Annotated in this window: 17 protein-coding genes; 9 read left to right on the top strand and 8 right to left on the bottom strand. The window is 46.9% G+C overall.

Going from position 1 to position 23768, the window contains the following annotated elements; translation table 11 throughout:
* Nucleotides 1–22 precede the first annotated feature (22 nt).
* A complete protein-coding gene (locus ACG1BZ_RS21045; RefSeq protein WP_413663532.1) occupies nt 23–1438 on the bottom strand; it encodes a nicotinate phosphoribosyltransferase in 1416 nt (471 codons plus the stop codon).
* A 204-nt stretch (nt 1439–1642) separates the two neighbouring features.
* Nucleotides 1643–2701, bottom strand: a complete 1059-nt coding sequence (locus ACG1BZ_RS21040) for a bifunctional nicotinamide-nucleotide adenylyltransferase/Nudix hydroxylase (RefSeq protein ID WP_413663531.1) — start codon at nt 2699–2701, stop codon at nt 1643–1645.
* A 193-nt stretch (nt 2702–2894) separates the two neighbouring features.
* Between ACG1BZ_RS21040 and ACG1BZ_RS21035 the strand changes: the two genes are divergently transcribed.
* Nucleotides 2895–3290, top strand: a complete 396-nt coding sequence (locus ACG1BZ_RS21035; protein ID WP_108734714.1) for a hypothetical protein — start codon at nt 2895–2897, stop codon at nt 3288–3290.
* Between the two features lie 57 nt (nt 3291–3347).
* Here ACG1BZ_RS21035 and ACG1BZ_RS21030 read toward each other — a convergent pair whose 3' ends face one another.
* Entirely contained in the window at nt 3348–4262 is a 915-nt protein-coding gene (locus tag ACG1BZ_RS21030) for a LysR substrate-binding domain-containing protein (protein ID WP_413663530.1), read from the bottom strand.
* Between the two features lie 117 nt (nt 4263–4379).
* Between ACG1BZ_RS21030 and ACG1BZ_RS21025 the strand changes: the two genes are divergently transcribed.
* Entirely contained in the window at nt 4380–5102 is a 723-nt protein-coding gene (locus ACG1BZ_RS21025; protein ID WP_282931032.1) for an SDR family oxidoreductase, read from the top strand.
* Between the two features lie 611 nt (nt 5103–5713).
* Here the strand turns inward: ACG1BZ_RS21025 and mmsB are convergent.
* Nucleotides 5714–6607, bottom strand: coding sequence for a 3-hydroxyisobutyrate dehydrogenase (mmsB, locus tag ACG1BZ_RS21020; protein WP_413663529.1), 894 nt, complete (start codon nt 6605–6607; stop codon nt 5714–5716).
* Between the two features lie 18 nt (nt 6608–6625).
* Entirely contained in the window at nt 6626–8137 is a 1512-nt protein-coding gene (locus tag ACG1BZ_RS21015) for a CoA-acylating methylmalonate-semialdehyde dehydrogenase (protein WP_413663528.1), read from the bottom strand.
* 325 nt (nt 8138–8462) lie between these two features.
* Between ACG1BZ_RS21015 and ACG1BZ_RS21010 the strand changes: the two genes are divergently transcribed.
* Nucleotides 8463–9506: a hypothetical protein gene (locus ACG1BZ_RS21010; protein ID WP_413663527.1), complete on the top strand. Its 1044-nt coding sequence runs from the start codon at nt 8463–8465 to the stop codon at nt 9504–9506.
* A gap of 346 nt (nt 9507–9852) precedes the next feature.
* Nucleotides 9853–10368, top strand: a complete 516-nt coding sequence (locus ACG1BZ_RS21005; protein ID WP_413663526.1) for a hypothetical protein — start codon at nt 9853–9855, stop codon at nt 10366–10368.
* A 491-nt stretch (nt 10369–10859) separates the two neighbouring features.
* Here ACG1BZ_RS21005 and ACG1BZ_RS21000 read toward each other — a convergent pair whose 3' ends face one another.
* Nucleotides 10860–11462: an N-acetyltransferase family protein gene (locus ACG1BZ_RS21000; RefSeq protein WP_413663525.1), complete on the bottom strand. Its 603-nt coding sequence runs from the start codon at nt 11460–11462 to the stop codon at nt 10860–10862.
* A gap of 461 nt (nt 11463–11923) precedes the next feature.
* Here ACG1BZ_RS21000 and ACG1BZ_RS20995 point away from each other — a divergent pair, with 461 nt between their 5' ends.
* Together ACG1BZ_RS20995 and ACG1BZ_RS20990 are read left to right on the top strand one after the other, a co-directional pair.
* Nucleotides 11924–13396 carry a DEAD/DEAH box helicase gene (locus ACG1BZ_RS20995; RefSeq protein WP_413665893.1) on the top strand — a complete coding sequence of 491 codons (1473 nt, stop codon included), beginning with the start codon at nt 11924–11926 and terminating at the stop codon, nt 13394–13396.
* A 281-nt stretch (nt 13397–13677) separates the two neighbouring features.
* Complete coding sequence (locus ACG1BZ_RS20990) at nt 13678–16584, top strand: PKD domain-containing protein (RefSeq protein ID WP_413663524.1); 2907 nt, start codon at nt 13678–13680, stop codon at nt 16582–16584.
* Between the two features lie 40 nt (nt 16585–16624).
* Here ACG1BZ_RS20990 and ACG1BZ_RS20985 read toward each other — a convergent pair whose 3' ends face one another.
* Complete coding sequence (locus tag ACG1BZ_RS20985) at nt 16625–17926, bottom strand: M20 family metallopeptidase (protein ID WP_413663523.1); 1302 nt, start codon at nt 17924–17926, stop codon at nt 16625–16627.
* 727 nt (nt 17927–18653) lie between these two features.
* Between ACG1BZ_RS20985 and ACG1BZ_RS20980 the strand changes: the two genes are divergently transcribed.
* The 3 genes from ACG1BZ_RS20980 to ACG1BZ_RS20970 are packed head-to-tail and all read left to right on the top strand — an operon-like array spanning nt 18654 to nt 23003.
* The gene (locus ACG1BZ_RS20980; protein ID WP_413663522.1) at nt 18654–21011 is read left to right on the top strand and encodes an efflux RND transporter permease subunit; all 2358 of its coding nucleotides are present in this window, start codon (nt 18654–18656) and stop codon (nt 21009–21011) included.
* Nucleotides 20992–21807: an outer membrane lipoprotein-sorting protein gene (locus ACG1BZ_RS20975; RefSeq protein ID WP_413663521.1), complete on the top strand. Its 816-nt coding sequence runs from the start codon at nt 20992–20994 to the stop codon at nt 21805–21807. Before ACG1BZ_RS20980 ends, ACG1BZ_RS20975 begins: the two co-directional genes overlap by 20 nt.
* Before the next feature lie 11 nt (nt 21808–21818).
* Entirely contained in the window at nt 21819–23003 is a 1185-nt protein-coding gene (locus tag ACG1BZ_RS20970) for a hypothetical protein (RefSeq protein ID WP_413663520.1), read from the top strand.
* Nucleotides 23004–23072: 69 nt separating this feature from the next.
* Here the strand turns inward: ACG1BZ_RS20970 and ACG1BZ_RS20965 are convergent, their stop codons facing one another.
* Nucleotides 23073–23666 (bottom strand): TetR/AcrR family transcriptional regulator, encoded by a 594-nt coding sequence (locus tag ACG1BZ_RS20965; RefSeq protein ID WP_413663519.1) that lies wholly within the window; start codon nt 23664–23666, stop codon nt 23073–23075.
* Nucleotides 23667–23768: the final 102 nt, after the last annotated feature.

Raw genomic sequence — 23768 nt, 5'->3', positions numbered from 1 at the left:
AAAGATTACTGATTAGTTAATATTAACTGGCAACAGCCAATATATCTCTACCCTCAACAATAACTGCCCGTTTCCGAATAGTTTCCAGGTCTTGTTCTATAAGTAATTTCCCGTTGCGGTAGACGGTTTCCAGCAGATTATTACGGCTACCAATATCTTGCTCATGAATAGTGTAGGGCGTTCCGCCGGGATGATTTATTAATGCCAAGCGCCCTCTCTTGGAGCGCTTACCGCTATCGGTGGCGGGGTCTTTGTAAACATCCCGCCATAGGCCATCGACTCGAACCGCACTGGCTTTCATGGCGAATCTCATGGTATCTCGGTTAACTTTTTGTAAAAGCTCACCTCCCATACCGAAGCTAATATTTTCAGCGCTCTGTTTTCTGGCTTTCATTGCGCTGAGGATGCCCTCAATGGTGTGTAGAGAAATCCCGTCACCCTGGATCACCCGAATAAAGTCAGGAAGTACTCGGAAACCTTTACTATTAATGGTCGCTCCGAATATTCTCATCAAGCGCTCAATAGTCTGAGTGACTATATCAACGGGATCGCCGCTATCCGGGCGAATTACCAGGGTGCCGCCATTATTTTCTACCCTCTCTTTTAATTCACCGCCCCAGATATTCTCGATAGCACTCCAAAGATCGTAGCTGTCACTCACTACGGCGACCAGACGATTGTCACCGCTGAATTGCGTCAGCATATTTTCATAGGCTTTGGCTTCCTGCTCGCGTCCCCAACTGGTCATGGTGCTGTGCTCTGCAGCGGGTATTGAAAATCCGGCCATTGGGGCTGCGTAGTAGCGGCGGCCGGCGAGTACGGCGGCAATGGTGTCTGTGCCTTGGAAATTTACCAGGTGGGCCAGGCCCCCAATCGCAGCTGTCTCTTCGCTGCTAGCACCGCGTGCGCCAAAGTCATGTAGCTTGAAGGGCAGTGAGTCGAGGCCCTCAGCAGTTTCCAGTAAATATCGTTGAATGACCTTTTTGGCTTCCCGGCTTTGGGTGGCAACTGTGGTGGGGTACCAAATTGCGCGCAGCAGGGCGGTTTCGATATAGCTGGTTAGCCAGAAGCACTTGGGGTCTGTATTGACTACTTGGACTAAGACATTCCTAGTCGGGATAACGCTGCCCTCGGGAACTGCTTGAATCTCAATGGGCAGGTAACCCTGATGCTCCTGGAGAATGTATTCCCATCCCTCGCGATTAAATGGCAGGCCATGGGCCAGACAGAGCTCCTCTGCCTCTTCGATGTGCTCTGCGTTGATCGGGGTAGTCAGGTACTGCTTGATAAATGCCTGTAGGCCAAAGAAAACAGCCTCTTTGAACTGGCCGCCCCGGCTCTCGATATAGCTGCTGACATACTGGGTTCCCTCTGGGTACTGAAGGTAGTGGCTGGTTTTATAGCTGTCGACATTCAGGATTGGGTTGTACTGGTTCATCGCGGAAATCCTCCGTGAGTAGTTGTTAGCACCGGTCTCTCCAGTGCGGGCCTTGCCAATTATTGTCTAAAGGACACCAACTAAGTTAATAGTGTCTTTTCGATACTAAGCTGTCAAGTATTGGCGTGTTTTTTTGGGTATTGGTGAAGGTAATGCGAGTTGTTGAATGTGCAAGAGGCGGCAATTGGCCACCTCCTACCAGCTTTAGGCACCGCCAATCAGGGATTGAATGATGTAATAGTGGTCTTCAAATAGCTGCTGAGGGTCCAGATCAGCGAGGGGAACCCAGCGGGCATGGCGAGCGTCGTCACCGCCCTTTACCTTGGGTAGCTGTTGGCTGGGAGCCAGTTCTATGTAATAGGCGTGTGTGATAGTCCTTCCACGGGCCGAGCGATAGGGTTCATCGAATACATCCTGCCGGCGTATAGATCCTTTCAACACTGGTGTCGGGACTTTAAGGCGTGTTTCCTCTCGCAATTCTCGCAGGCAGGCATCGATCAGTCGCTCACCGGGGTCGACAAAACCACCGGGCAGCGCCCATAAACCCCGCCCGGGAAAAGCTCGTCGCTCTATCAGCAGGATATGGCCAGATTGGACCACTACAGCATCGACAGTAACGTGAGTTGGCGGATAGGGAGCGGTGGCCCAGGAGGATCTGTAGCGCTGGATGAATGCCATTTCTTCGCGCATTTCGCCGTAGGCTGGATTGGTCTCCACAAACTCTCTTAAAGCGCCAATAGTGCCCTCTGGCAATTGCTTTTCTTGGTTGAGTGAATTCAACAAGCTATCGGCGCTGTCGGTAAATAGTGCCTCCCTAAAGGGGGTTGCACTGATTTCGTTGTGATTCTCCACCCCAAGGGATCCCCACTGGGGGAAGAGGTTGAGGTAAAAACCGCTCTGGTCTTTCTGGTGCCCGATTAATGCAATTTGAGGTGGCTTGTGGGGAATGGTGTGATGAGCGGTCACTATGCCGTTAACGGAGTTTTGTACATTGCGTACCCACAGCTCATCGTTATAGGGCACATCCATTAAAGGTAGGCAGGTCAGGCGCTTGTTGTCACTCTGGCTTAAGCTTTTCCTGATAAATTGTTCCCGCTCGCGATGAGTCCAGGGGTTGCGAGGATTGCGGGGCTGGTTGGCGGAGCCAATCAGGATAATCAGGTGCTGGGCCTGAGCTAATCCGCACTGGGCTACTTTTAGATGTCCGGAATGGAATGGCTGGAATCGACCGATGAAAACGGCAAAATCGTAGTGCTGGGCCATAGCAGCAAGCTCCTTGCTGTGAATAAACCCCGGTCTCTCCAGGGCTTGAATAATAGGTCTTGAAATATTATGTGTCCAATAGACACTAATGGCAAGTGGGCTCAAATTCAATTTTTAGTGGTTTATCGAAGAGGTGGGGTTATATTCCAGTGTTCGAGCCGATTTACTTTTTTCGAGTGTGTGAGTAGAACTGATGTGCCGCTGGTTATTGTTCATTTCCTTATTGAGTTTGGAAGCCTTTGCGCAGGAAATAGAACCATTTACTACTGATGGTTGTAGCGCATTTCCCGATGGAACTTTTGATCAACAGGAGTTGTGGCTCGACTGCTGTATTGCCCATGATTATGCCTACTGGAAAGGGGGCACATACGATGAACGCGAGCAAGCGGATAAAGATCTGGAAGTCTGTGTAGCTGGAACCGGGGAAGAAGAAGTTGCACTAATGATGTTACTTGGAGTTCGGGTTGGCGGTACGCCTTTTTTACCCACCCCATTTCGCTGGGGGTATGGCTGGCCCTATTTGCGTGGCTACAAGGCTTTGTCACCGGTGGAATTACAGGCAATAAAAAAATCAGAAGGTGAACTTTGACGGTAATTAGGAAAAGATAGTCACAGAGACAAATTGTTCGCGTTTATTTGAGGTACTTTATTCAATAGGACTAACAGCTAAAGCCTGTAAATAAATATCTGCAAAACCCTCCTTGAGCCACTGCATCAAATTGCGCACCCGTAATAATTGGTGGCGTAGGGGCGGGCATACCATGGAGAGCTCGGTAGACTCAGACCAGCCGGGCAGAATTTCAACCAGGCGTCCACTGGCAATATCTGCCTGGACATAGATATCTGCTAGCCGGGTAATTCCAAGTCCCTCAATTGCAGCGCGATGCATTACCCTTCCGCTAATCAATTTAGTGCTGTTTTCAACTTGCACAACCTGTTGATTCTTACCTCGTGTTAGCAGCCATTGATCCACACTGCCGGAAATTAGCGGTACAGATGCTAAGTCAGCAGGTTTTTCTATAGGTCCATATTCTTGAAGGAACTTTGGGCTGGCTACGTATCGGGTTTTGATAGTGTGAAGTTTACGCACGATTAGAGAGGAGTCCGGCAAACTGCCCATACGAATCACCAAATCGTACTGGTCTTGAATCAAATCTACTCGGGTGCTGGAAAAGTCCAGATGGACTCTAACTCCTGGATTGGCCTGCTGAAACTTGATCACCAGCGGAGCAATCAAGCTCTCCCCGATAACGCCACCAACAGCGTTGATGCGGATGTTTCCCTCCAGTCCTCCCTTTGATTCACTGGCCCACTCGGCGGCTGAATCCAACTGCTGCATCGCTTGCTTGCAACGCAAATAGTAACCCTCACCAATCTCGGTAAGACGCAGTTGTCTTGTCGTGCGGTAGAGAAGCTGTATATCCAGGGTTGTTTCCAGCTCTGTGACCAGTTGGCTCAAATTGGCCTTGGAAAAGCCGCTGTCCCGCGCTGCAGCGGTGAAGCTTCCGGCATCGGCCACCTGAATAAATGCACGAATAGCGCGCCATGAGATATTGTTCATAAAAACCAAACAATGTTTTCCGATTGGTTGGGCTAATCATATTAGTCGGAATTCCTATACTGGGTCTACTTAAACAAAACTATCCGCCGGGATAACTCATTGAAGGAGAGAGAGCCCATGTCCAAACCACTCGTTGTTATTACTGGAGCCAGTTCAGGTATTGGTGCTGCCATTGCCCAACATATGTCTGCTGCCGGGCATCCTTTATTATTGTTGGCAAGGCGTGTGGACAAACTGGAAGCTTTAAATCTGCCAAATACTCTTTGCAGGAAAGTGGATGTGACTGATATGGCAGCCTTGCGCGGGGCAATTCGTGAGGCTGAGACTCAGTTCGGCCCGGTTGACTGTCTGATTAACAATGCCGGCAAAATGTTACTGGGCAATATTGAAACCCAGAACCCCGATGAGTGGCGGCAAATGTTCGATGTGAATGTATTGGCCTTGCTTAACGGTATGCAGGCAGTTTTGGAAGATATGAAAACTCGCCATTCCGGGACCATTATCAATATCAGTTCGATTGCTGGAGTAAAAACATTTATCAATCATGCTGCGTACTGTGGTACCAAATATGCTGTCTCTGCTATTGGTGAAACCGTGCGCGAGGAAGTGGCGCCTACCGGGGTACGTGTAATGACCATATGCCCCGGCGCGGTGGAAACAGAGCTGCTAAGCCACACTACCTCAGCAGAAATTATTGAGGCCTATCAACAATGGAAAGAATCCATTGGTGGTGCAATTAATGCAGAGGATATTGCTCGCACAGCTATGTTCATGTACTCCCAGCCCCAGCATGTAAATATTCGAGAGGTTCAAATTGCAGCAACAGGGCAGGGACAGTAATCCTGATTTTGTACCGCCCAAGCACTAATCGTTTTTCCAGGTAATATTTCTTTTGCTAATATTCCCAACTTAAGCCAGCTAACCGGAGCTGGCTTAGGCTGGAATGGATAGTAAAGGATATGGAGATATCAGTGCGAATAACGATTTTATTTGCCCGTCTTATTTTATGTTCCTCTGTGTTTGCACGAAAAAATACTGGTGAGTAGGAGTGTAGCGTAGGGAAAGCGGTAGAATCAGTGATGTCTAGTATCGTCAAGTTTGGCAAAAAACCATCATGGATGGCGACAGAGAAGGCATCGATGATGGGCGTAAATCAGGGTAGAGTTCAATTGGTGCTGCTCTCATCAATACTCTGGAAGCTGATGTTATCGTAGTATTCCTTATTAATCAGGATGGCTATGCAACCAACTTGTTTAGGGGCAAAGGAAACCCTGAAGAACTCACGATTCCCAGTAATGCTGGACGCAAACAAAAGTTCTACTTTGCTATAGAGTGGGATCAAGTGCGTGAAATCCGAATTCTCGGTAAAGTCATGCAACCATAGCCAGTAACTGGTGCTGGAGAGAAGTGGAGCTGCGGCAGGGGTTGTGGATACCCAGCCTGCTACGCGGCTAATCCACTTCTTGAAATAGCTTTTGAATAGATGAGAAGTCCAAATCACTACCTCCGCGCAAATTGAGAATTCCATAGAGATTGCGCGCCATTGAGCCGAGAGGCGTATAGCTCTTACTCTGAGTGGCTGCTTCCTGCGCCAACCCCAGGTCCTTACACATAAGTTTTACCATAAAGCCACCGCTATAGTTTTTACTCGCTGGAACTTCGGGCATTACTCCGGGATAGGGATTGTAATTTTGTAGGGACCAGTTGGCTCCTGAACTCTTTAACATAATGTCGGAGAGCACATTGGGGTCGAGTCCATTATCTACCCCCATTTGTAGGGCTTCAGCGGTACCAATCATATGAATAGCCAGCAGCATATTGTTACAAATCTTTGCTGTTTGGCCAGATCCCGCTGCTCCTGCATAGAAAATATTGCTACCCATTGGCTCTAGAACTTCCCGGGCCCTGTCGACATCACCGGCCTCTCCCCCACACATAAAACTCAAAGTTCCTTTGCTAGCACCCGCCACTCCCCCGGAAACAGGGGCTTCAATGGCTTGCAGGCCTTTGATTCTGGCTTCACGAATAAGGCGCTTAGAACTGTTGGAAGAAATAGTGGAGCAGTCGATAATCAAACAGTCGCGAGAAATACTGTCGAGTAGTTTGTCGGCATCAATATACAGGCACTCAACCGCCGCGCTATTAGGCAGCATGCTTACCACAAAATCTGCTTCCTCGACGGACTCTTGGGGAGAGGAGCACTTTTTGATACCGCTTTCTACAGCGGTATCCAGTATTTCAGTGACCGGGTCAAACCCTTTAACTTCAAAGCCCGCCTGGACCAGGTTGGTGGCCATAGGCAGTCCCATATGGCCCAACCCTAAAAATGCGACTGTTTTAGTCATGCTGCTCTCCAGTTAACATTATTTGAGCTGTATGGTTAAGTTGGTGTGCTCTGCATGCTCTATATCACTGTCAAACCAGCGTGCCGTAACAGTTTTGGTTTCGGTATAAAACCGTACAGCTTGTTTTCCATAAGCGTGTTGATCACCGTAAAAAGACGCTCGCCAGCCGGTAAAACTAAAGAAAGGTAATGGCACTGGAATAGGTACATTAATACCGACTTGCCCCACTAATATTTCGTGTTGGAACTTACGTGCGGCAGCGCCACTAGCCGTAAATATTGAGGTGCCATTGCCATAGGGGCAGTTATTGATTAATTGGATTGCTTCTTCCAGGGAGTCGGCATTTACCAGGCAAAGTACGGGACCAAAAATCTCGTCGGTATAGATCGACATGTCCGAAGTTACATCGGCAAATAGGGTGGGACCAACCCAGTTTCCATTGGGAAACCCTTCGACAGTAATTTCAGAGCCATCTAATACACAGCGGGCGCCTTCCTTTTTGCCCTGGGCGATATACCCAAGCACCCTCGCACGAGCAGCGGGTGATATTAGTGGACCGAAGCCCGCTTGCGTATCCTTCCAATGACCGGGCTTGATAGCTGACATAGCGTCTTTAATGTCGTCTACCCATTGTTGTGTCTCCCCAACAAGTACAGCGACGGAAATCGCCATGCAGCGTTGCCCGGCAGCTCCGATGGATGATCCAACAATATTATTAATAGCCGCAGCCTTATTGGCATCGGACATCACGACCATATGGTTTTTTGCACCGGCAAAAGCTTGAACTCGTTTTAGGTGCTGGGTACCCATCTGGTAAATATGCCGCCCTACGGGGACTGAACCAACGAATGAAATGGCCTGAATGCCGGGATGCGTTAGAAGAAAATCCACCTGTTCCCTGCCGCCATGTACTACCTGTAAAACACCTGCTGGAGCCCCCGCTTCAGCAAATAATTCGGCCAGTTTGCAAGGCGTGACAGGATCCTGTTCAGAGGGTTTCAGAATAAAAGTATTCCCACAGGCAATCGCCATTGGAAACATCCACAGTGGAATCATTGCGGGGAAATTAAATGGTGTGATCCCCGCACAAACTCCAATAGGTTGTAGATAGGAGTAACAGTCGATGGTGTTGGCAACATTCTCTACGGTTTCACCCATCATTAGTGAAGCGATATTGGCTGCATGCTCAACAACCTCAATACCGCGCCAGACGTCCCCTTTGGCATCCTCAAAAGTTTTACCTGTTTCCTCGCTGAGGATTTCAGCCAGCAGCTCCTGATTTTCTTTCAGAAGCGCCTGGTACCTCAACATAATCCGTGCTCTTGCGGTAACCGGCGTATTTCGCCATTGGTCAAATGTTTCTTTGGCGGAAATTACTGCATTCTCCAGTTCAGTCGGGGTAGACAATGGCGCCTGTGTAATAACATCGCCGGTAGCGGGGTTGGTTACATCCAGCCACTCAGTACTTTTGGACTGAATCCACTCACCACCAATCAATATTGGTAACTTGGAAGGAATATTCTTATTCATGTTAATTAAAGCGCCGAGAGGAGGGAATTTTATCCAACAGTTTAGGTGTTTATTCGCGATTAAAGAGGAATATCACGCTGCTTTTATGACTATCCACTTTTATTGAGTAGAAGGTTGATTGACCAAAAAATTAAAATAAATGTATTTGATTATCTTTGTAGAATAGATCGCAAATAATTAATACCCATAAGAAATGAAAAATAATCTTGCACTGTACGGCTAGTATCTTGTGGCTGGCAATTCGGCTTTGGATTAATGCCCAGCTTAAACGTTGTTGTCGTAATGTAACTAGTGAAGAGTAAAAGAGGATTATTCAATGTATTTTATGATAAAAAGAATACTGATTGTAATCGGATTAATGATATCTCCCATATTTGTTGGTGCTACCACTCTAAGTGACTTAAGTGCACATGAGCCTAGCTCTGATGAAACCTGGGCTGAGCAATGGTTCTATAACATTGCAATTCCCGATGTGGGATATTTCAAAGTTAGCTTACAAACCTATATTGCACCTGACTTTGCAGTTGCCAAGCCTAAAGCCTATATCCATTTAGCTTTTTCTTCAGAGGCCGGAGCTACCACGAAGTATGATCTCTTTTTTGATGAAGTGATCTTGAAGCACCCTGAAGGTATTGATGAGTTCTACTATGAAGTACCGGGAGTAGTTGTGGCCGATGAGCAGGGTGTACAGGTCTTACACCCAGATTTCCTGTTTAATATGGAGTGGGCTGGTGAACACCACCATTACTGGCATGGGTTAAACCCCGGTCAAACCCCTTTTGGATTTATTCCTGAGATACCTGGGGTAGGAGGAAAGTGGTTCCTATATACGGTCGGTACCCCAGTCAATTACAGTTACTTTGATGGTTCTATGTCTCTAGCCGGTGTTGGCTATGCGCAATTGGATAAGGGCTGGTATGACAAAGAATCCAGTGCCGGTATGATCTATTCAATGGGGCTAACAGATGACCTCTACTATATGATTACCGGAGCTAAACTGGGTGACTCAGAGATTGAAATGTGGGCGGGGCGATATGTTTCTGAAGAGTATGACCTGATTTTTTTACCGGCTTTTAATGGTTTCTCTGTTAAGCGGGAAGCTGATGCTTGTTCAGGTTATCTACAAGTTGAACTTAACAAAATTTCATACAAGTTAGTTGTCGAAGCAAAAGCAGATATTGCCAGCTTTTATCCGCTGGAGTTTCCCTCTGTAATTATTTTTGGTGGTGAGCAGAGTTATATGAAATCCATGCAGGCAGATGTCAACTTCTATCTGTATCAATTTGGACAGTTGAAGGAGCAAATTCAAATGCCCCAGGCTTTGCTAGAATTTAGTGGGCCATTGGCGTGTGATGATTTTTTTGACTAAAGAAGAGTGATATAAAAGAAGAACTTATTGGGTTTGCAGGAGTTAAGTTAACTCCTGCAGATACCCTATCTCATCGAAACTAGGGGCCGTTCTTGTGGTAAGCGTACTATTTACACTATAGGTAATGGATTTCTGAGGACGTTGGGGAATAGTGCTTTTCTTTGTAGTAGTACCGATTGTAATTACTGCTTATTGGAAAGTTAATCCTTTTTTCCAGATGGTGTTCTATTGATGGCAGTTGTTTCTAAATGGATACATAGTGGCAAGTTGACAAGTCTCGATGTTACATTTCTGTTTCAGTATGGTTTTCGTTGAATAGAGGTCTCGCTCTTAAGGGGGTTTATCTATGAAATACTTGTCATTAATAATTATTAATTTTCTTATTGCGTCGTGCTCCTGGGTGGACCTTCCTCAAAAATGTGCTTCTAAGGCCCGGTATTATATGGATGATTTCAGGGAAATTTTTCAGGAAGACCGGCTGCTGCCAATAGCAAGGCTGGCTTCGAAGCGTGAAAAAAATTTCAATGCTCTTCAAGCAAAGCTTGCTATTTCGCAAACACCAGATTACTGGGAAAATTTGACTGCTAAAGGACAGAAGCAGTACGCTTTTGAAGTTATTGAGTTGGCTGAGCAAAGAGTAATAATCAAGCAAGAAGAGGTTGAGTTGTTAATAATATTGTTACATTTGTATTCTTTACATGTTATGGAATTGAAGAAAGAATTTAATCAATTGGCCCCAATTGTAGCAAATGGCGAGAAATGTGAGGCTTTAGATTTAACCCCAGAGTTGATTGAAAGAATCATCGGTAGCTATCAAGTACTTACACAAAATAGGGATGGTATAACTGAGAATTTACAATAATTTTTATGTGGGTAACTGTAAACCTGTGGAGTTTTTTTATTCTATGTAGTTTTTTATGAAAAAATTTAAATATAATATTTTTGATAAAGAGATGTTTATCGAAAGGTAGTCGAATAGCTGGGCCACATTCTATCAGAGCAATGAAGGTAAGCGTCGCAGTGCCGGGATATCAATACCTTCGGAAATTAGTGAGAAAGATTTAGCCCAATGCTTGGCAGATATCTGCCATGAATGGGTAAGTGAGCGGTACCCTGCTGTGGAGCGTATAAATACAAAATAAGTATATGGAAATTTGGCGGACGGTGGTGATCCAACTTTTCTTGAGGTCGTATTATAAAAGACCAATAACTGTAAGTAATTTGAGGTCGCCAAGACTGTATTAGGAAAACGATGTACAGTTAAGTAGAAAATAGGTGAAGCAAGTACCAAGGGCACCTGCTTCATATAGATAAATAAATATAAATATGGACTTAAATTCTTAAATTACTCACTTACTCCAAATTTATTCGGGAAACTTCCTCTTTGTGACTAAAGCCATTAGTCTCAAGATTAGTTTTCAATTCTAGTGTATAGGTGAGCAGGGTATAGTCTTTGGCATCGGCTTTACAGGTAAAGCCCATGGATTTTGCGAAACTGTCCACTCGTCTATTTTGTGCTGACTCAATCGAATAGATTCGTTCAAGCCCCTGATCCTGAGCGCAGTTGATGAGTCGCTTTAACATTAAGCGTCCCAAACCTAACCCCTGCCAGTCATCGCTCACCACAACGGCACACTCACAAGCGCGTCCGTCAACGTCAAGTGCGTAGTGTGCTATAGCAACGGCTCTTTGTGCTCTGTCACTACTGCAGAGTGCAATAAAAGCTTCATGTACATGGTGGTCGTTATCTGTGAGTAACTCCAATAGTTTTTGGCTGGCTTTACAGCTTCCGCCAATAAAGCGATCGCGGCGAGTTTCTGGAGACAACTGTTCAATTAGTTCTTTCTCAAGCTGGCCATCACTGCGACAGATGGGGCGTATTGAGACTTTGCGTCCATTGCCGAGGGTGATCAGCTCAACTTGGTGTTCAGTACTCACACTGTTGTTGGGTGACATAACGGTTCCTATCCTGGCTGCTTTGAGCAGCTTTGTTTTACAAGTTCGCAACGGGATGGGGTACCTCAAAGATAGACGCTCGCGCTGCGAACGTGAAACTATGTTACGGTCCTGAAGACGATCTCCCCAACAACTGCTCTGTATAAACCTATAAAGGAAAGGAGTTTGGCTGGGTGAAACTATACAGTCAGCCTTTGTGTGGTATAGTACCGCCGCTGATTTTTCTCAGCTGCGTCATTTGTAGGCCGGTGATCCGCCGGTAGCCCCTCCGGAACTTTTCAAAAATTCTTCCAGGAAATTTCTACTGAATGCCGCGCGCCGGTTACGAGGACTGGCGATTAGACGGCTGTACACGCTGGGAGCAATACAGGCTCCCGATGTCGACTCCGATTTCTCTCTTCATTCCCTCAGGGGGAGTGAGTGTGTTTGATTGCGCCTGCGGCGCAGTTCGAGGTTTATTTATGTTGTTTGAAGATCTGGGCCTTGCCCAGGAGATTGCTCGTGCCGTTGCAGAACAGGGATACACTGCGCCTACGCCAATCCAGGCACAAGCTATTCCTGCGGTAATGAAGGGCAGCGATATTATGGCCGCAGCCCAAACTGGTACCGGTAAGACGGCGGGCTTCACATTGCCGCTGCTGCATCGTCTTAGCCAGGGGGAGCGCGCTAGAAAAGGGCAAGTACGCGCACTGGTACTCACTCCAACCCGTGAATTGGCGGCTCAGGTTTTCGATAATGTGCAGGGGTACAGCCAGTACCTGCCTATGCGCCATGCGGTGGTGTTTGGTGGTGTGAAGATCAACCCCCAGATTTCTCGCCTGCGAGGCGGAGCGGATATTTTGGTAGCTACCCCTGGGCGCTTGCTGGATCTGCACAATCAGGGGGCAATTCGCTTCGATCGCTTAGAAGCCCTGGTACTTGATGAAGCAGACCGCATGCTGGATATGGGCTTCATCCACGATATCAAACGAGTATTGAGGATTTTACCGGCCAAGCGCCAGAACCTTCTATTCTCCGCAACTTTTTCACCAGATATTCGTCAGCTGGCGAAAGGCTTGGTAAAAGATCCGCTGGAAATTGATGTCAGTCCACGCAACTCCACTACTAAAACGGTGCGACAGAAACTCCATCCTGTGGATAAGGCTCGAAAAACGAAACTGCTTAGTCATTTGATTAGGGAGAATAACTGGCACCAAGCCTTGGTCTTTAGCCGAACTAAACATGGTGCCAACAGGCTGGTGAAGCAGCTCGAAGGTGACGGCATCCTGGCAGCAGCCATTCATGGTAATAAAAGTCAAAATGCACGAACTCGTGCCCTGGCGGACTTTAAGGCTGGCAAGGTTCAGATTCTTGTGGCGACTGATATCGCGGCCCGAGGCATCGACATTGACCAGCTGCCCCAGGTAGTAAATTTTGATTTGCCCAATGTGCCTGAGGACTATGTCCACCGTATTGGCCGCACAGGGCGTGCGGGCGCTCAGGGACAAGCGGTATCCCTTGTTAGCGCTGATGAGATTAAGCAGCTTCGCGATATTGAGCGCTTGATCGGCAAGCCAATTCCGCGCGAGGAAATCGAAGAGTTTGAGCCAGACCACCAGGTGCCCGCATCCGGTAATCCAAAGCGGGGTGGGTTGCAAAAGCCCGGCTCCAGCAAGCGCCCTGCGAGTAACTCTCAGAAGAGTGAAGGGCGGCGTGAAGCGCGCGGCAATAGCGAGGAACGTCGGGGCAACCGCGGTAATGGACGCGGTAAGCCTGAGGGGCGTGGAAATTCTAGCAGCCGCAGTGGTAACGCCTCTGCGGGTAAAGGGGCCCCAGCTAAGCGCGCGGGCGGTAACGGTAAAGGGCGCGGTGCTGAGGCTGGTCGCAGTGATGGACAGAAACCACAACGAGCTCCGAGACGGCGTCCTAATAGAGGACGTTCGGAAAGCGCTTAGCGTGTTTAATTAAAAGAAATAAAAAGGCGGCTTAGGCCGCTTTTTTATTTCTTAGAAAAAATCTAGGAGGTCCCTTTTAACTTTATCTATTTACCTGCCTAATTTACTTAAAGAAATACATTTTTTTGTTTTGAAGATTAATTTTTAAATTTATTTTTCGGTACTAGTGTCTGCTCTTGTGTCTTTTCTTGATATTTTCTTTCATAATTGATCACACTTAATTTTCACATTTTGTGCTAATTTACTTCCGCTTTTGAAGCGATTTTACACAAGGAGATGTTGTGAAACTTAAATTACTTGCAAAATATTTTGCTCTTTCCTCAGCTGCTTTTCTGCTTGCAAGCACTGCAATTGGAGAGGTTCAGTTTCAGCCGGTAGAGATTTATTCCACAGGATCAAAAATAGAGGCAGTTTCTGTTGCCGATGTTAATAATGATGGACTTGATGATGTTGTACTAACTACATCGAGTAACTTTGATCCCGAAAATGACTTTAAGCTAAAAGTATTTCTACAGGATGAATTTGGTAGTCTGACAGGGTCTATTGACTACCCGCTTGCAGGTGGAGAGGCAAGTCTGCCTCAGTCTATTACAGTAGGTGATCTTGATAATGATGATTTGAAAGATGTTATTGTTGGGGTTGATGGCGGCATAATTGAGGTATACCTGCAAGATCCTGCTAACGGTTTAGAATATGCGGAATCTTTGGAGAACTCCTATTCTGAGCGAGTCGCAATTGTCAACCTTGGTAATAATGGTGATAAAGGAATTCTCGGGATTAGTTGGGGAGAGAATGGTGCTGTAATAACCCATAAAGTAGGGGAGTCATCTACCTATGTGAGTAGCGCTAGCGATCTAGCTATTGAAAGTCCAGGGCAGGTGGCACTGGGTGACGTGGATGGAGATGGTATAACAGATATTTCTCTAATTGCTAACGGGTCTCTCCAAAATAGCTTGGTTGTTCTAGCGCCGAATGATTCTTTGAGGTTGAGCGAAATTAGCAGTATTGAATTAGATGGAAATGCTGATGTTAATGATGATATTAAAATAAAAGGAATCGCAATTGGTGACCTTAATAATGATGGCCGCAATGATATTTCGTTATCAATAGTGGGTGGAGGGCAGGATAATTTAAGAATCGCTGTATATTACCAGGGAGAAGATAGCTTATTACAGCAACCTGAAATTCACAGCTTTGGAAGTCCTCCTGGAGAGCTTTTAATAAAAGATATTGATAATGATGGCCTTGCTGATTTAGTTGTCTTGCCGGACAGTGGAGAGTTCTTAAGAATTTATCAACAGCAAGATGATGGTACCTTGGCTTTGAGTGAACAAATTGCCATTCCTGGTGCAACTTATACTAGCCCCCAGAGTATGGCTAGTGGAGATATCAACGGGGATGGTATTGCGGATATCGTTGTCGCAAATCCGTTACAGGGATTGGTTATATTAAAAGGTGGTGCTGGGCATATCAACCAGCCACCCACGGCTATCGCCGGTGAAAATCAAACTGCTGAAGGTAATTCGGCGGTACTGCTCAATGGTACTCTGTCTTCAGATTCCGACGGCAGTATTGTGGCTTACCGCTGGACACAGATTTCCGGTACTCCTGTTATCTTAGATGACTCTGGTAATGGTTTCGCTAGCTTTACCGCGCCCTCCGAAATTACTGGAGTTGTACAGGAGTTAATTCTCGAGCTGGAAGTTGAGGATGATAAGGGTCTAAAGAATACTAGCAAAGTGGCGGTTAGTGTTGGAGTTAATTTAGCTCCTGTTTTGATAGTCGATCAGCCAATGTCAGCATTTACTGCCGGCCAAGAGGTTACATTATCCGCAGGCCAGTCTTATGATCCCGATGGAACCATCGTTAGCTATCATTGGCAGCAGGTTTCTAGTGGCCCGCGTATTGAGCTGAAAGAGCTTGATGATGGTTCCGTAACCTTTACTGTTCCAAGGATAGTTGCAGAGCCAGGAGTGTCTTTCTCAGCATTAGTATTTACGATTGAGATTGAAGATAACGGTGGTGCAAAAACTGAACAGAAAAGGTTTTTTTTTGTTAAGGTGTTAACACCTCCTGTGGTCAGGAATGCTTTTCTAACGGTAGAGCCAGGCAAAGAAGTTTTATTTTTTATATCGGCTTCGGATAGTGATGGTCATATTGTAGATTATCGTTGGCGTTCGCTCTCCAATACGGATATTGAATTGGCAGTCAACGCCGATGGAATTCCGAGCTTTACAGCACCTCAAATTCCCTGGGGTACAGAATTAGCACTGGAGTTTGAGCTTGAGGTTGAAGATAACGATGGTCTGACTGCAACGGGTATATACAATGTACTTGTAAAATGGAATGTGCCCCCAAATATGGGTGTTGGAACTATGAGAGTGGTTCAACCGAATACAAATGTGACTTTAGATGGTTCCTATTCAAATGATCCAGATGGATATATTGTGAGCCAACAATGGGAGCAAGTATCGGGTCCACCCGTTGAATTAGTAAATGCTAATAATTTAATTGCCAATTTTAAAGCTCCAGCAGAGCCAGCTGTATTGTCATTTAAATTGAGTGTCACTGATGACAGAGGGGCGACAAGCCAAATGACAGTCAGCGTAGATGTTGAGTTAGTTCCCCCGAAAGTAATAAGCACTACTCAAGAAGTTGAGCCCGGTGAAAATGTCTTACTGGTTCCTGGCATTTCTTGGGATGTCCCTGGTGCGCATATTGTCGACTATCGCTGGAGTTCCCTCTCCGATAGGGGGATTGAATTGATAACTCACACTGATGGTAGTGCGAGTTTTATAGCACCGCAAAACCCGGGAAGTGAGTTTACTCTGGAGTTTGAGCTGGAGGTTGAAGATAACAATGGCCAAATAGTAACGAGTATATTTACGGTAATCGTAGAAGGGAACATTCCACCGTTTATGGTTGTTGCATATGGGGCTGTTGGCGGTGTTAAGATTAATACAATTTCGACCTTGAGCGGTGGGGCTTCAAGAGATCAGGATGGAACTATTGTGAGCCAGAAATGGGAGCAGGTATCTGGCCCTGCAGTTGAATTGATTGATGCGGACAAGCTGACTGCTTATTTTATGACACCAGCAGAGCCCGCCACTTTGTCTTTCAAATTCAGCATTACGGATGATGATGGAGCAACAACTGAAAAAACTATAACCTTAGATGTTGAGGAATAGATAATTGTGAAAGAGAGCCCCAAGAGGGGCTCCTTTACAATTACTGTTTTTTATAGTTCGCCATATAATCCAAAGTTAACAGGGTCAGCGCTTCAGTACCCTTACGCAAAGCGTCCTCATCCACATAGAAAAGCGGTGAGTGATTGCTTGGAGCTTGGCTAGCATCCTGATCCCTAGGAGTTACTCCCAGGAAGTAGAAAAAGCCAGGGACCTCATTGGCGTAGTAGGAGAAATCTTCTGCCCCCGTGATTTTGGGTACTTCTACAACATTCTTGTCGCCGACAGCAGATCTCAGAATAGGCAGGGCCATTTCTGTCAGCTCCGCATTATTTATCGTTACCGGATAGCCTTCCAGAATCTCCACATCTGCGCTTGCACCGGAGCTTTCAGCAATTAACTCCGCAGTGGTTTTTAAGCGTTTGAAAATTTCTGCACGGTTATCCATATCAAAATTACGGATGGTGCCATTCAGATAGACACTATCGGGAATGATATTGTTGCGGACACCACCGTCAATACGTCCGAAAGAAACGACTGCGGGCTCTTTGGTGATGTCGATCTGGCGGCTGACAATGGCTTGGGTGCCCATTACGACTTGTGCCGCGGCGACAATAGGGTCCACTCCACCCCAGGGGCGTGAGCCATGGGTTTGGCGGCCATTGATGGTAATACGGAATTCATCGGCAGCGGCCATAAGCGGGCCCGAGCGATAGCCGATGACGCCGGTGGGTAGTGATGAAGTGACATGCTGGCCAAAGGCCACATCCGGCTTGTACTTCTTGAAGATTCCTTCTTTGAGCATCAACTCCGCGCCACCTTCTTCATTGTCCGGTGCGCCTTCTTCTGCGGGCTGGAATATAAACAAGACGTTTCCAGCCAGCTCATCGCGAAGGCCTGCCAGGACCTCGGCAGTGCCCATCAGCATGGCCACATGGGTATCGTGGCCACAGGCATGCATAACGCCAACATCTTTACCTTGGTAAGTAGTTCTCGCTTTGGAAGCGAAGGGCACATCGGTTCTCTCGGTGACTGGCAGAGCGTCCATGTCCGCGCGCAAGGCAACAGTTGGCCCCGGTTTGCCGCCTCTCAAAAAGCCCACAAGGCCGGTATGGGCGATACCTGTTTCAACTTCAAGGCCCAGTGCACGTAAGTGTTTTTCAATATATTTGGCTGTTTCAAATTCGCGATTGCCCAGTTCTGGGTTCTGGTGCAGGTGGCGACGCCACTCGATCACTTTGGATTCAGTATTTTCCAGCAATTGCTGAGGCTTAGGATCGCTTGCAAAGGCATGAGTAGCCAGCAACGATGCACCGATTGCGATGGGCAGGAGCAGTTTTTTCACAGCACAATTCCTTCATTCTCATTATCGTCGGCCGATTCTACCCCAGATTTTGCGTAACCGACTCCCTCGAGCTGCTTTGCCTTTATATATTTTGAGTTTCCGCTGTTGACATGGTGAACCGAACGGTTCAAGATGTTCTGCATAGATTGTGGAAAGAGCTATAACCACAGAACAATGAGGGCTGCAGGAGGTTCTCAAGGTTTTCACGAGACTGGGTGATACAGAAGGTGATACTGATTGGTCATAGGTTGGAAATAATTAGAGATGTTTAATTTGTCGAGCCCCCTAATTATTTCTTAGAGGATAATTAACGAGTTAATTTATAGTGATAATAATAGGCAGGTTACTAATATATCTGTATATCCCAGGTACATATAAATAATTATTATATTTATTGTTAGATTTACGACACTGTAAATTAGGTATTCTCTTAACTCAGCGGCTCTCTCGCGGTCGCCCCTGTGTTGGGGAAAGGTAAGCTTTTCCTGATAGTTGGCTACCATTAATTACAAAGAAGTGGTTCTTATAGCGCCTAAAGCGATAGCTTTTAATTGATGTCTCGGTCATATTTATGGTTTGGCTGATTGCATTAGTGTGCCTTTTTATCAAATTTTGTAGCTGATTTTATATTGGCTACTACGGGATTCTGTGGCCGTAAGTAAATACTCATTTGCTTAGGTTGTTGATTCATTATTTTTCTATCAAGTTGTTTGAAGGAGCTGATTTAATGTCATCCCCCCAATTACCTTCGAATTGGGTCAGCCGTTATGCGGATTGGCTTATTCGATATCGATGGTTGGTAGCCATTGGCGCACTACTGTTAGCCTTCTTTGCTGCAAGCGGAGCAAGATTTCTGGGATTCAATAATGACTACCAGGCATTCTTTAGTAAATCTAATCCGCAGTTACAGGCCTATGAGCAAATCCAGCGCACTTATACCAAGAATGACAATATTCTGTTTGCGGTAGTGCCTAAAGATGTCAATGCCTTTTCCAATGATGCCCTGGCAGCCGTAGAGGAGATGACCGAGAAATCCTGGTTGTTACCCTATGCGCTGCGGGTGGATTCAATCACCAACTTCCAGCACACCATTGCCGAGGAAGATGACCTCCTGGTACAGGACTTGGTGGAAAATGCCAGCAATTTAGATGCAGAAACCCTGGCCTCTATCAAGGCTGTAGCGCTGGCAGATCCCACCTTGAAGGAGCGCCTGGTAAATAGTGATGGTTCCGTTACAGGAATCAATATCACCTTCCAGCTTCCACAAAAATCCATGCATGAAACCCCTGAAGCGGCTGAAGCTGCAAAGGCATTGATGGAAGAGATTGAGGCAAAATACGATGTAGAGGTCTATGCGACCGGTATTATTTTACTGAGTAATGCATTTTTTGAAGCCTCTCAGTCAGATATGAGCACCTTAGTTCCGCTCATGTACCTGGTGATTATTGCAGTTGTATTTTTGTTGGTGCGGAGCTTCAGTGCGACTTTTGCAGCGCTGCTGGTTATCGTCTTCTCCATGGCCGCAGGAATGGGTTTGGCCGGTTTTATAGGTGTTAAATTGACACCGCCCTCCGCTTCTGCGCCCACCATTATCATGACTCTTGCAGTGGCGGATTCGATACATATATTGGTGAGCCTGTTTGCTGCAATGCGCCGTGGACTCAGCAAGCAGGATGCAATTAAAGAGAGCTTGCAGCTCAACATGGGGCCTGTGTTCTTAACTTCGATCACTACCGCCATTGGCTTCCTGTCGATGAACTTTTCCGATGCGCCTCCTTTCCACGATCTGGGTAATATTACCGCGATGGGTGTGATGGTGGCTTTCTTCTTATCGGTTACCTTACTGCCTGCATTGATGGCGATACTGCCAGCCAAGAGTCGCGCCAGTGAATCCAAAATTGGACGCTCCATGGATACTCTGGGAGATTTTGTGATTCGCCGTCAGCGCCCAATATTACTCGCGGGAGTCATTATCTCGTTGGGATTACTGGCAATGATTCCAAACAATGAGATTAATGATGACTTTGTTGGTTACTTTGATGAATCTGTGGAGTTCCGAACCGATTCAGATTATATCAATGACAACCTCTCTGGTATTTACCAGCTGATTTACTCGATCGAATCCGGTGACAACAATGGTGTTAGCAATCCGGAGTTTCTTGCCAATCTGGAGCGTTTCACTGAGTGGATGCAGGCCCAGCCCGGGGTGCGCCATGTCAATACCATTGGCGATACTTTCAAGCGCTTGAACAAAAATCTGCATGCTGACGATCCGGCCTACTACAGGTTGCCTGAAGAGCAGGAATTGGCAGCCCAGTATTTATTACTGTACGAGCTGTCTCTTCCCTATGGCTTGGATTTAAATAATCAGCTGAATGTGGCTAAGTCGTCGACGCAGATTATTGTGACTCTCGATAACCTCAAGTCGAAAGAACTCAAATCGGTAGCGGATGCCGGCAGTAATTGGCTGGAGAAAAACATTGGTGTAACTGCCTATGGTGTAGGTCCGGCGATCATGTTTGCCAATATTGCCGAGCGCAATATGGAGGGCATGTTGGTGGGCACTCTGGTTGCGCTGGTGTTAATTTCTGCACTGATTGGTATTGCCCTGCGCAGTGTCAAACTCGGTTTCTTAAGCTTAATTCCCAACTTGTTGCCGGCCGGCCTGGCATTTGGCCTCTGGGGTGCACTGGTAGCTGAAGTCAATGTGGCTGTCACTATGGTGACCGGTATGGCACTGGGTATTGTGGTAGATGACACAGTGCACTTCCTCAGTAAATACCTGCGCCAGCGCCGTGCAGGCTATAACGTGGAGGACGGACTGCGTTACGCCTTCTCTTCAGTGGGTGTAGCGATAGTTGTAACCTCAGTCATTCTGATTGCCGGATTTATGGTGTTGGCCCAGTCCTCCTTCGGTATGAATTCTTCCATGGCACTTCTGACCGCAATTTGCATTTTGATGGCCTTGCTGGCGGATTTCCTACTTCTTCCGATTCTCTTGATGAAGCTCGATGCCAAGGCGTACGACCCCGCTATCACCCCTATTGAAAATAAGGAGCAAAACTATGCAACCCAGCCGCTCTAATAAACCGTTTTTGACACGGGCCCTAGCAGGTGCCCTGGCTCTGGCAGCTTTATCTGTTTCTGCCAGTGAACTGGATCTGGCCGCAGAAAAAGGTCTGGAAATTGCCAAGGAGGCGGACCGCCGCGACTTGGGATTCGGCGATCTCAGCAACAGCCTAACAATGACCCTGCGCAATAAATATGGAGAGGAGAGTGTGCGGGCTATGCGCACCAAAACTCTGGAGCAGGAAAATGACGGAGATAAATCCCTGGTGATTTTTGACAACCCTCGGGATGTAAAGGGCACAGCATTTTTGTCCTTTACTCATAAAGTGGGATCCGATGACCAGTGGCTCTATTTGCCTGCTTTAAAGCGAGTAAAGCGTATTTCCTCCAGTAACAAGTCTGGACCATTTATGGGTAGTGAATTCTCCTATGAAGATATCGCCTCACAGGAGGTGGAGAAATACACCTACAAATATCTGCGCAACGAGTCTTTCGATGGCCGCGATCACTTTGTTCTGGAGTTGGACCCGGTTGATCCTAAATCCGGTTATTCCATTCAACACCTTTGGGTTGATACAGAGGAGTACCGCGCATGGAGAACCGACTATTATGACCGAAAAGGGGACCTGATGAAGACCCTCACGATTTCCGACTACAACCAGTACGGCGATCAATACTGGCGAGCCAATAAAATGGAAATGGTTAATCACCAGACTGGTAAATCCACAGAGTTGTTGTACGGCGACTGGGTATTTGGCAATGGTTTTACCGATCGCGACTTCACCAAAAATAGTCTCTCCAGGGCGAAATAGGGATTGCGCCCATGGTTAACCGAAAAATACTCACTTTGTTGCCACTATTGGCGGCGTTGAGTCATATGGCTGGAGCAAATGAGTTGAGCGGTTATGCGGGCCTGGAGGCCCGCGCATTCACCGCAGACCCTTTGGATTCAGCACAAAGTGATGCCGGTCTTTCTGCGTCTTTAAATCTCGAGTACTACCGGGATTTTGACGATGGAAACCAGCGTGTTGTGGCCAGTGTCTTTGGACGCTGGGACAGTGAGGATAGCGATCGCAATCACGCGGATCTCGGCGAGCTTTACTGGTGGAAAGCTTACGATAGTTTCGAGCTTTACGCCGGGGTGCGCAAAGTATTTTGGGGAGTTACTGAAACCGTGCATTTGGTGGATGTGATTAACCAGGATGATGCGCTGGAAAATATCGATGGTGAAGACAAGCTTGGCCAACCCATGATTAACCTCCTGATGGAGCGTGATTGGGGAACACTGGAGGTGTACGGTTTACTGGGCTTTCGCGAGCGTCAGTTTGCTGGCCGGGAAGGGCGATTGCGTGCTCCGCTGCCGGTGGATGAGGATGCTGCGGTCTATCAATCTGACCGGGAGGAGAAGCACATAGATTGGGCCTTGCGTTACAGCCATGTACTTGGGGATTGGGACCTGGGTCTCAGCCATTTTTCCGGCACTAATCGGGATCCATTATTATTGCTTACGGAAGATGGCTTGCTTGCGCCTTACTATGCACAGATCGATCAGACGGGTGTGGACATCCAAACTACCCGTGGAGATTGGTTGTGGAAGTTTGAAGCTATTTCATTTAAACCTCGCGGTGAAGATCGCCAGACAGCGGCTGTCGGCGGTTTCGAATATACATTTTATGGTATTGGCGAAACGATCTCAGATCTTGGGGTATTAATGGAGTATCAATTTGATGATCGTACCGGACCTTGGTCTACGGCCAGTCAAAATGACATTGCAATAGGTGCGCGATACGCCCTAAATAATACACAGGATACGGAGCTTTTATTTGCCGTAAGTACCGATTTGGATAACGGTAGTCGTTTTTCCAATCTGGAACTGACCCACCGACTAAATGACCGTTGGTTAATGGAAGCGGAAGCGCGTTTTTTCGGTAATGCCGATGAAGAAGATCCTACCTACAATTTGCGCAACGACGACTATTTTCAGTTGGAATTACGTCGCTATTTTTAAAAGTTAATTCTCACAGGAATACCCCCATTCCCACCCCAAAGAGGCAAGAAGTTTTGGGGTGGGCTTTTTTTAGGGAAGTGTATACTGGTCCAGAATTGTGGATAGCTGTTGGTAACTGTTTTTGCCTGCTGTGGTACTGCCCGTGCCTTTATTCAGGGCCACTACGCCTCGGCTTACCGCCATAACCATCGCGGCGAGGGCGGCACAATCGACATCGGCCTGCAATTGGCCATCGTCAATAGCCTTTTGCATACGGGTTTCGATCCGGTTCAGCATATCATTGGTACCCTTGGCTACCAGGTCAGCGAGAAACCCTTCACTGGCACCCACCTCCATTGCTGCCATAGTAGCGATACAGCCTTCAGGAGTTTCAGAGCTCTCCATACCAGACTGAAGCATTTCCAGGAAGCCGCCCATGGCTGTGCGGAAGTCCGGGTGATTCAAGGTATCCATAGCATCGCAGGCGTATTGGGTGTGGAAATGTTCCAGACAGCGGCCATACAACCCTTCCTTGCTTTGGAAGGTGTTGTAGATACTGGATTTATTCAGTCCCATGGCCGATTCAAGATCCGACAAGGAAGTTGCTTTGTAGCCTTTTTCCCAGAAAACGCGCATGGCCTTGTCTAGTACTTGTGACTCATCGAACTGCTTGCGCCCACTCATTTATCGTTACCAAACCTCAAAAAAATGATAGTGACACATCAATCTGGGGTGGGCAAGACGAGAGGGGGAGAGTCTCGAAATTATAGGGGTAAATAGGTTTTG

The organism is Microbulbifer sp. CNSA002, assembly GCF_047324085.1.
Lineage (GTDB): Bacteria > Pseudomonadota > Gammaproteobacteria > Pseudomonadales > Cellvibrionaceae > Microbulbifer.
This window is presented reverse-complemented; position numbering and strand designations above follow the sequence as displayed.